The organism is uncultured Bifidobacterium sp. (assembly GCF_963540075.1).
Classification (GTDB): Bacteria; Actinomycetota; Actinomycetes; order Actinomycetales; family Bifidobacteriaceae; genus Bifidobacterium.
This window is the reverse complement of the sequence record NZ_CAUTOG010000051.1, coordinates 1-9,243: the sequence shown is the minus strand read 5'-3', so window position 1 is coordinate 9,243 and position 9,243 is coordinate 1. Positions and strand designations below refer to the sequence as shown.

At 67.2% G+C, this 9,243-nt stretch carries 7 protein-coding genes and 1 tRNA gene; 1 reads left to right on the top strand and 7 read right to left on the bottom strand.

The features are described 5' to 3' along the window. Positions 1–106: 106 nt before the first annotated feature. From RWX87_RS05990 to tgt, 4 genes are all read right to left on the bottom strand, one after another. On the bottom strand, positions 107–1,222 hold the full coding sequence (locus tag RWX87_RS05990; RefSeq protein ID WP_314688627.1) for a 5-methyltetrahydropteroyltriglutamate--homocysteine S-methyltransferase: 1,116 nt from the start codon (positions 1,220–1,222) through the stop codon (positions 107–109). Between the two features lie 95 nt (positions 1,223–1,317). Then, entirely contained in the window at positions 1,318–1,536 is a 219-nt protein-coding gene (locus RWX87_RS05985) for a hypothetical protein (RefSeq protein ID WP_314688622.1), read from the bottom strand. 417 nt (positions 1,537–1,953) lie between these two features. Further along, positions 1,954–2,036: transfer RNA gene (locus RWX87_RS05980), tRNA-Leu, on the bottom strand. A gap of 90 nt (positions 2,037–2,126) precedes the next feature. Beyond that, entirely contained in the window at positions 2,127–3,476 is a 1,350-nt protein-coding gene (tgt, locus tag RWX87_RS05975; protein ID WP_314688619.1) for a tRNA guanosine(34) transglycosylase Tgt, read from the bottom strand. Positions 3,477–3,664: 188 nt separating this feature from the next. On the opposite strand from tgt, the gene RWX87_RS05970 reads away from it, so the two are divergent. Beyond that, complete coding sequence (locus tag RWX87_RS05970; protein ID WP_314688618.1) at positions 3,665–5,686, top strand: trypsin-like peptidase domain-containing protein; 2,022 nt, start codon at positions 3,665–3,667, stop codon at positions 5,684–5,686. On the opposite strand, the gene RWX87_RS05965 is transcribed toward RWX87_RS05970, so the two are convergent. The 3 genes from RWX87_RS05965 to pdxS all read right to left on the bottom strand — a co-directional run bounded on the left by RWX87_RS05965 (position 5,661) and on the right by pdxS (position 9,096). Next, positions 5,661–7,307, bottom strand: a complete 1,647-nt coding sequence (locus RWX87_RS05965) for a PLP-dependent aminotransferase family protein (protein ID WP_314688615.1) — start codon at positions 7,305–7,307, stop codon at positions 5,661–5,663. The two genes, RWX87_RS05970 and RWX87_RS05965, sit on opposite strands and share 26 nt — an antisense overlap. A gap of 227 nt (positions 7,308–7,534) precedes the next feature. Continuing rightward, on the bottom strand, positions 7,535–8,146 hold the full coding sequence (gene pdxT, locus RWX87_RS05960; protein WP_314688612.1) for a pyridoxal 5'-phosphate synthase glutaminase subunit PdxT: 612 nt from the start codon (positions 8,144–8,146) through the stop codon (positions 7,535–7,537). Then, positions 8,146–9,096, bottom strand: coding sequence for a pyridoxal 5'-phosphate synthase lyase subunit PdxS (gene pdxS / locus RWX87_RS05955; protein ID WP_314688608.1), 951 nt, complete (start codon positions 9,094–9,096; stop codon positions 8,146–8,148). Before pdxS ends, pdxT begins: the two co-directional genes overlap by 1 nt. Positions 9,097–9,243: the final 147 nt, after the last annotated feature.

Below are 9,243 nucleotides of genomic sequence, written 5' to 3'. Positions count from 1 at the left end.
TTTTTGTGCGGGGGGTTTTGGTTTGGGGGGGGAAATTTTTGGGTGGCCCGGGTTTTTCCCGCCGGGGGTGGGGGGCGAAACGACGGCGGACGCCTGATACCCGGATTCAGCCCTCTCCCCACACCTTGCCGGCGATGGAGCGCACGAGAGCGACCTTGGCCCACTGCTGGTCCTCGGTGAGCGCGTTGCCCTCCTGGGTGGAGGCGAATCCGCATTGGGTCGACAGGTACAGGCGGTCGAGCGGGATGACCCGCGAGGCCTCCCCGATGCGGCGCACGATGGCGTCCGCATCCTCGAGCCGAGGTCGTTTCGAGGTGATGAGACCCAGAACGACCTTCTTGTCGCCGGAGACCTTCGCCAGCGGCCCGAAGTCCCCGGAGCGGTCGTCGTCGAACTCCAGATAGTACGCGTTGACGTTCTCCTCGCCGAACAGGACGTTGGCCACCTGCCCGTATCCGCCGGAGGAGAACCACTGTGAGCGGTAGTTGCCACGGCAGACATGCGTGTTGATCGTCATATCCGCGGGGGCGGCCGCGATGACGGCGTTGTTGATGTCGGCGTACTGATGCTGGACGGACAGCGAATCGCGCCCGAACACCGAATCGTGGAACGCCGATGAGACGAGCATGCCCCACGTGCAGTCGTCGAACTGGACGACCCGGCATCCGGCCTCGTAGAGGTCCCGGATGACCTGCGAGTAGGCGCCCACCAGCGCCTCGGCGAGCTGATCGTCCGAGGAGTAGGGATTGGGGAATCTTTCGGCGGACCCTGCCTGGAGCAGAAACAGCGTCTGCGCGGGGGACGGCATCGTCTGCTTCGCCACCGTGGAGTCGTCCTCCAGCGCCTTGACGAAGCGGAAGTGGTCGACGAAGGGGTGGCTCTCCCCCGAGATCTCGCCGTTCACGGCCGCCGTCTCCATGACGTCCGCACCGGCGGAGGCCTTGACGGCGACCGGATTGGTGCCCTTCGTGACGCCGTGCAGCCCCCACATGAAGTCGAGATGCCAGTAGGCGCGCCGGAACTCCCCGTCCGTGATGACGTGCAGCCCCGCCTCCTTCTGTCTCGCCACCAGGTCGGTGATGGCTCGATTCTCGGCGGCTTTGAGCTCGTCGGCGCCGATACGCCCGGCGGCCTTGTCCTCCCGTGCCTTTTTGAGCTCGGCCGGACGCAGGAAGCTTCCGACCACGTCGGCGCGGAACGGGGGACGATGCGGATAGGTCATGATTCTCCTTCGTTGGTGTCCGTCATGCGGACGGGGCGCGGGGGGTGACGGTCGACGTCGTGACCCGGTTCTCCGGGGAGACCGAGCCGATGGCGTCAGGCCAGGCAGCCGTCCGGAAGACGCGTGCCGGCGTGGAAGACCTCCGGGGGAAGGGCGTGGGACTCGGACAGACCGGACTCGGTGGGCAGCGGACCGAAGCGCAGGATGGCGGACAGCCCCGTGCGTCCGCCCTCCTCGCCGCAGGTGCAGGTGCAGGTGCAGGTGGGGGAGCAAAGGCAACGGCTTCCGGTGGTGTGACCGACGAAAACGCTCATGGCGATGCCTCGATTCGTCGACCATGGCCGTCTGCCATGGTCGTCTCGCACCATGATAGGAGCGTCGGAGCCGATGCCCTCTGCACTCCGGCTGATGGCGCAGAGCGCGATGGTCGTATGCCGCAGGCGAATTCCCGATCGGGTGCCGGACTGCTATACTGACTCAGGCGTTGCACGCGGGTCTGGCCGTGTGGGCGCTGACTGCCGCAAGGGTGCCGGCGGGCATCCAGGCAGCTCTTTTTTTATTCTTCATTCCCGGGGCGATTCGGTCTTTCGCCCGATGGTTCGCGGGCTTCGTGATGGCATGCCGTCCTCGACGTTCCCACGCCTGCCGCGAGCCGTTTTCCATGCCTTTTCCCTGGAAAGCGGAAACCCCCGGAACGGCTTGAAATTGCCATCCCGAGGGTTTCCATACCGTGCGAGCGGGGGGAGTTGAACCCCCACGAGCATACACTCACTGCCACCTGAAGACAGCGCGTCTACCATTCCGCCACGCTCGCAGACAAGCTATCAAGCTACCACCACCGCAGGTTCGTGGCAATGCGGAGTGTCGCTGTCGTGTCGCTCGGGTCCCTGGCGGTCATAGGCTCCTAGCCTTCGACGAAAGCCCGTCCCTCGTGCGCGTAGAACCGTCCCAGGATCCCGTCGCGAAGCTCCTCGAAGCGGCCGGCGTCGATGGATGCCCGGATGTCGTCGAGAAGACGGATGAAGAAACGCTCATTGTGGATGGTCGCGAGCGTCGCGCCGTTGATCTCCCGGGCGTGAAGCAGATGGTTCACATACGCCCTCGGATAGTGCGTGCAGGTGTAGCAGTCGCATCCCTCCTCCAGAGGTCCGAAATCCCGTCGGAAGCGCGAGCGCCTGACGTTGTAGCGGCCGTCACGGGTGAAGATGGCGCCGTTCCGCGCGCAGCGCGCGGGAGCCACGCAGTCGAAGGTGTCGCCTCCGTTCTCCACGCAGGCGAGGATGTCGTCCACCGAGGCGATGCCAAGAACGTGTCGGGGCCTGTTCTCCGGCATGGCGTCGCCGATCCAGGCGCAGGTGTCGCCGATGAGCCTTTTCTCGATGGCGCCGCCGATGCCGACGCCGTCGAAGTCAAGGGAGGCGATCTCCGCCGCCGCATGCCGGCGAAGATCCTCGTAGTTCGCGCCCTGCACCACGCCGTACAGCGCCTGGTAGGGGTGTCCGACGCGTTCCGCGGTGAGCCGTCGATGCTCCTCCACGCACCGTCGGGCCCAGCGGAAGGTGCGTTCGACGGAGCGTTCCTGGTAGGAACGGGTGTTCATCAGCGTCGTGAGCTCGTCGAAGGCGAACATGATGTCCGCGCCGATGCGGTGCTGGATGCCCATGGATATCTCGGCGCTGAAGCGATGGGGCGAGCCGTTGAGGGGGGATTTGAAGGTGACCCCGTCCTCGTCCACGAAGGCGAGCCTCTCCTTGCCCGCCGCGATGACGTCATCGGATTTCATGCCCGTCACGTCCATGGCGAGCGTCTTCTTGAATCCCGCTCCCAGAGAGAGGACCTGAAAGCCTCCGGAGTCCGTGAAGGTCGGTCCGTTCCAGTTCATGAAACGTCCCAGACCACCTGCCTCGTCCAGCACCTCGTCCCCCGGACGCTCGTACAGGTGGAAGGCGTTGGCAAGCAGGCACTGGGCCCCGAGGTCCCTCATCGTCTCCGGAAGGACCCCCTTCATGGCGGCCTGGGTGGCCACCGGAACGAAGGCGGGGGTATGGATGTCTCCGTGCGGGGTGTGGATGACTCCGGTCCTGCCGTACCGTGAGCCGCCGCGTCCTTTGCCCTCGGCGGAATCCGACAGACGCGTGATGGTGGTGAAGAAGAACGCGCTGGCGGCTTCGGGCTGGTTGGCGGTTCCGTCGGATGGGGCGACGGCTGCCCCGCGGGGCGCGGAGAGGCGTGGATTCGGGAGTGAACCGGACATACCGCCTACTCTAGGGGTGCACGTCGCCCAAGGGTCCGGGGCCGGCCATGGCGTGACTCGCTATCATCTTTCATCGGACGTTCAGGGAACGTCCAGAGCCGATGTCTTTACTCGATGATTAGCGGAACCAGGACGGCGGAGCCGGATGATCGGATGCGTCGCCGTCCGCATGATTCTAAGGAGTAGAAATGGCCGATGAATTCCACGACAACTGGGGCCTGCGACCTCTGCCGTCGTCATCAGATCCGTCGTCGTCCGATGCCGACGAGAAGAAGAACGTCTCTGGCGCCGACGATCATGGCGATGCGCATGACCAGGTGACGGGCTCCGAGACGGGTTCGGGCGAGAACGCGCCGACACAGGCCCTGCCGACCTCGGATGGCGATGACTTCCGAACCACGCAGGTCCAGCCGATGCTCTCTGATTCGGAGCCTCCCGCCGGCGATGAGCAACCGACCGAGTCCTTCGACGCCTCCCTCCTCGGGTCTTCGGAGACCAACGGCGCGTCGGACGCTGTGACTTCGGCGCAGTCTGCGCAACCCCAGCCCGACGCCGATACTCGGCAGAATGCACCGTACTACCGCCCTGCACCGCGGTACGGCGCCTATGCACCGCCGTCAACAGCAGAGCAGGCGGGTCATCAGGCCCCCCAGCAGGGTCAGGCCCCCCAGCAGGGCTATCCGTATGGAGCCCCGTCCTCACCAGCCGGATACCAGGGCGCATACCCCGGCTCGGAACGGGATTCCCAGCAGAAGCCTCAGGGCTGGGGCAACCGCAACCCCTACTACCCAGGCAATCCCTTCCTCAACCCCTCCGGCTCGCAGACGGCTGGAGGTCCCGAGGGGGCCGCGCCGTCGGATGAGGGGAACCCCCAGGGCCCCCAAAGTCCCCAGGGGCCGCAGGGACCGCAAGGACCACAGGGGCCGATGTTCCTCCCCGGGCAGCAGGGGCCCGGGAGACCTGCAGCGGCACGGGCGCGTCGCCGTACGGTCAACGGCGTCATCGTCGCCGTCGTGGCGGCCCTGGTGTCCGCGGCCCTGTGTCTGGGGGTCGGCTATGCGGCAATCACCCGTGGGTGGGTGACCATCCCGACCTCCAGTTCTCTGGCCAGCGTGTCATCGAACACCTCCGGGTCAGGCACCGCCACCGCGAAAAGCGGCGAATCCGTCGACTGGACCGCCGTGTCCAAGGAGGTCTCTTCCGCCGTCGTCTCGATTCAGACCACGCTCTCGGACGGAACCGCGAAGGGGTCCGGCGCGATCATCAACACGAAGGGCTACATCGTCACCAACAACCACGTCATCTCGGATGCGACCGCGATTCAGGTCACGCTGACGAACGGGCAGATCTACTCCGCCAAGGTCGTGGGGACCGACTCCACGACCGACCTTGCGGTGATCAAGCTCGAGAACCCCCCGAGCGATCTCACCGCCGTCACCTTCGCGGACTCCGACAATCTCGCCGTCGGAGAGGCGGTCATGGCCATCGGCAATCCGCTGGGCTACGACGACACGGCCACCACCGGCATCGTCTCCGCCCTGAACAGACCCGTGTCCGTCACGGATGACGACAGCAACTCCGAGATCGTGACCAACGCGGTCCAGATCGACGCGGCCATCAATCCCGGCAATTCGGGTGGTCCGACGTTCAACGCCGCCGGACAGGTCATCGGCATCAACTCGTCCATCGCATCCACGGCCACCACGAGTTCCGAGGCCGGGTCCATCGGCATCGGCTTCGCCATCCCCTCGAACCTCGTCAAGAAGATCGCCAACGAGATCATCAGCGACGGATCCGCGACGCACGTCGCCCTCGGCATCACGATCACGAGCACCACGGTCACCGCCGACGGCGTAACCAGGGGAGGTGCGAAGATCACCTCGTCCAGCGGCAGCGCCGGCGTCGTCTCCGGCAGCCCGGCCGCCAAGGCGGGCCTCAAGGTGGGCGACACCATCGTCGCCTTCAACGGCAACGCGGTGAGCAACAGCTACTCGCTGCTCGGCTACGTCAGGGCGGCCTCCCTCAACGACAAGGCCACGCTCACGGTCGTGCGCGACAGCAAGACCATCAGCGTCGAGGTCACCCTGAACAAGGAGGAGTCCGCCGTCAACGGCAGCAGCTCCAGCTCCAGCGGATCAAGCGAGAACAACGACGGGGGCAGCAGCAACGATGACAGCGGCGGCCTCAGCGATCCCTTCGGATTGTGGTGACCGCCCGGCATAGGGCGCTGATTCCCGGCTCGACCTCGTCCGTGTCCGGACGGGCGAAGTTGAGCCGGATATGCCCCTCGTCCCGGCCGTCGGCGTCGAAGACCTCTCCGGGCATGAACGTGACGCCGTGGCTGCGTGCGGCATCGAGGAGCCTCTCGGTCCGCACGCCGTCGGGAAGCCTCACCCACAGGTAGTAGCCGCCCCGGGGGATGGTCCACCGCATCCCGCGGGGCGCGTCGCGTTCCAGCGCCCTGATCATCAGATCCCGCCGTTCGCGGTAGACCGTGACGAGCCGCGCCACGTGGCGGGCGACGTCCCCTCCGCGCAGAAGCTCCATGCAGATGCGCTGGGAGGACGAGCTTGTGTGCTGGTCGATCATGCGCCGCAGTGCGGTCAGACGGCGGATGACATGGCGGTCGGCCACCATCCATCCCGTGCGCAGACCGGGGGCCACGGTCTTCGAGAACGTCGACAGTGAGATGACGTACCCGGCGTTCTCCATGCCTGCCAGAGGGATCGGACTCTCCCCTTCGAAGCACAGGTCGTCGTAGGGATCGTCCTCGACGACCAGGCAGCCGTGTCGCATGGCCGTCTCCACCAGATCCCGGCGCCTGGAGCAGGGAAGCGTCGACCCCGTGGGGTTCTGGAAGGTCGGGATCGTGTAGATGAGCTTGGGGTGGTATCGGGAGCAGTATCCTTCGAGCAGGTCGGTGCGCATCCCCTCGTCGTCCATGGGGACCCCGACCACCCGGGCCTGGGCGGTGCGGAAGGCCTGGAGTGCCGGGAAGAACGTCGACTGTTCCACCAGCACCACGTCACCGGGGTTGACGAAGGTGCGCACGCACAGGTCGATGCCCTGCTCGGATCCCGAGAGCACCATGACGTTCTCCCGGTCGCAGCGGACGGCGCGCTCGCCCATATGCCGCGCCAGCAGATCCCTGAGCTCGTCGAAGCCGGCGATGGGCGACTCCGGCATGTCGTCGAAGGCGTGGCTGGCGAAGGCGGCGGAACTCGCTTCCCGAAGCAGTCCGTCGGGGATGTCGTGGGGATTCGGCGATCCGGTGGCGAAGTCGATGGCCCCCCGGGGGTTCTGGGCAAGGTCCGCGGTGGCGATGTCGTGGAAGGTGAAGCGGTTCGAGTAGTCGCTGAAGAGGATGGCCCAGGGGGGAGGCGTCGCTCCGGGGCCGCTGTGGGGCGATCCGGCGGTGGGGTGCGGGGTGTCCGTTCGTGCGACGCCGGTCTGTTCCGATGGCGCGGAGGGATGCGCGGAGAGGACCGCTTCCGTAGGGCCGAGGCGTCGGGGACGGACGCCTCGGCGGAATTCGGAGGCCGGGGTGGCGGACCGTGCTGGCCGTACCCCCGTATGCGTGGCGTCCTCCGGCGTCCGTCCGCTGACGAAGGTGCCCTGTCCCACGGCGGAGGCGATGAGCCCGTCCCCCCGGAGACGTTCGTAGGCCTGGACCACGGTGGAGCGGTTCACTCCGAGGGCGGTGGCGAGCGCCCGCTCGGAGGGGAGACGGTAGCCGGCGGCGAGGCTGCCGCCGAGGATCAGGATTCTCAGCTCGCGGACGATCTGGAGGTACAGAGGGGTGGCGTCCCCTCTGTTCAGGGTCAGTCTCATGGGTCCTCCGCCTTCCCGTCAATTCTGCGGACCGTCATCGTCATGCCGCGTCCCCGATCGTCCGCGGGGCTTCCGAGGTCATCCTAACGGGGTCGGGACCGCTGGCACATCCTCCTGCCGAGGATGTGCCAGCGGTCCCGATGCCGCCGTCGAGGCGTCGGTATGTGCGGCGCCATTCCTGGTGGATTCGTCCGCGCCGCCCCCCCGTTCGTCTTCGTCCCGCGCGGCTACAGCGAAAGGAACAGCTCGTGGATGCGGGTGTCCGGGGTGAGCTCGGGGTGGAAGGCGGTGGCGATGATCCGGTTCTGGCGCACGGCCACCGGACGCCCGTCGACGATGGTCTCGACCGTCGCCTCGGGGCCCACGTCGGCCACCACCGGGCCCCGGATGAACACCAGCGGCACGTCGTGGAGGTCGCCGAAGCTCCCGGTCGTCCGGAAGCTGCCCAGCTGACGGCCATAGGCGTTGCGACGCACCGTGGCGTCCAGGGCCCGGAACCAGACGTGCTCGTCGTTCTCCAGACGCCGGGCGAGCAGGATCATGCCGGCGCAGGTGCCGAGCACGGGACGTCCGGCGGCGATATGCGCCGCGATGAGGCCGAACAGCCCACTGGAGCGCAGCAGCCTGCCCTGGGTCGTGCTCTCCCCTCCGGGCAGGATGACGCGGTCGATGGAGCCGTCCCAGTCGTCCTTCGAGCGCAGCAGACGCCAGGGGGCGTGCAGCCGGTCCAGCATCGCCGCATGCTCGGCGAAGGCGCCCTGGACGGCGAGGATTCCGGTGACGTCGCGTCCCTGTTCCCCGGAGCGCTCGCGGGTGATGTATTCGGCGGCGACGACCATCACTCGCCTCTTGCGGCCATGAGGGTGGTGATCTCGTCCTCGTTGATGCCGACCATGGCCTCGCCGAGGTTCTCCGACAGCCGTGCCAGCTTGTCGGCGTCGCGCCAGTCGGCCGTGGCCTGGACGATCGCGGCCGCACGCTTCGCCGGGTCGCCCGACTTGAAGATGCCCGACCCGACGAAGACGCCTTCGGCGCCCAGCTCCATCATGAGGGCGGCGTCGGCGGGGGTGGCGATGCCGCCGGCGGCGAAGTTGACCACCGGAAGACGGCCGTTGTCATGCACGTAGCGCGCGAGGTCCAGGGGCACGGCCAGCTCCTTGGCCGCCTCGAACACCTCGTCGTCGCGCAGGGCGGCCAGCTGGCGGATCTGCTTGTCCATCGTGCGCATGTGACGGACGGCCTGGATGACGTCCCCGGTGCCGGGCTCGCCCTTGGTGCGAATCATCGCGGCGCCCTCGGCGATGCGTCTCAGGGCCTCGCCCAGGTCCTTCGCCCCGCAGACGAAGGGCACGTCGAAGCGTGTCTTGTCGATGTGATGGACGTCATCCGCGGGGCTGAGCACCTCGGACTCGTCGATGTAGTCGATGTCGAGGGCCTGCAGGATACGCGCCTCGGCGATATGCCCGATGCGCACCTTGGCCATGACCGGGATGGACACCGCCTTCTGGATGCCACGGATCATCGCGGGGTCGCTCATGCGGGACACCCCGCCGGCCGCGCGGATGTCGGCCGGGATGCGCTCGAGCGCCATCACCGCGCAGGCGCCGGCGTCCTCGGCGACGCGGGCCTGTTCGGGGGTGGTCACGTCCATGATGACGCCGCCTTTGAGCATCTGCGCCAGATTGCGGTTGAGTTCGGTGCGGTCGCCGGTTCCGGCGGTTTCCTCCGCTTCCGCCGTGTCCCCTCCGCGCGGATTCGTCGGTGTTCCCGTTGTGTCGTTCTGCGTCATGCGACGCTCCTTCCATGGTCGTTCCGTCGTCGAACGGTTCGGTTCGGTCCGGGCATGGCTTCGCCACCCCGTCGCCGCACAGCCTAGGGTGGCCGCGCGGGTCACGACAGAGCCAATCCCGATGCCGTCCACCCATCCAATGCCGTC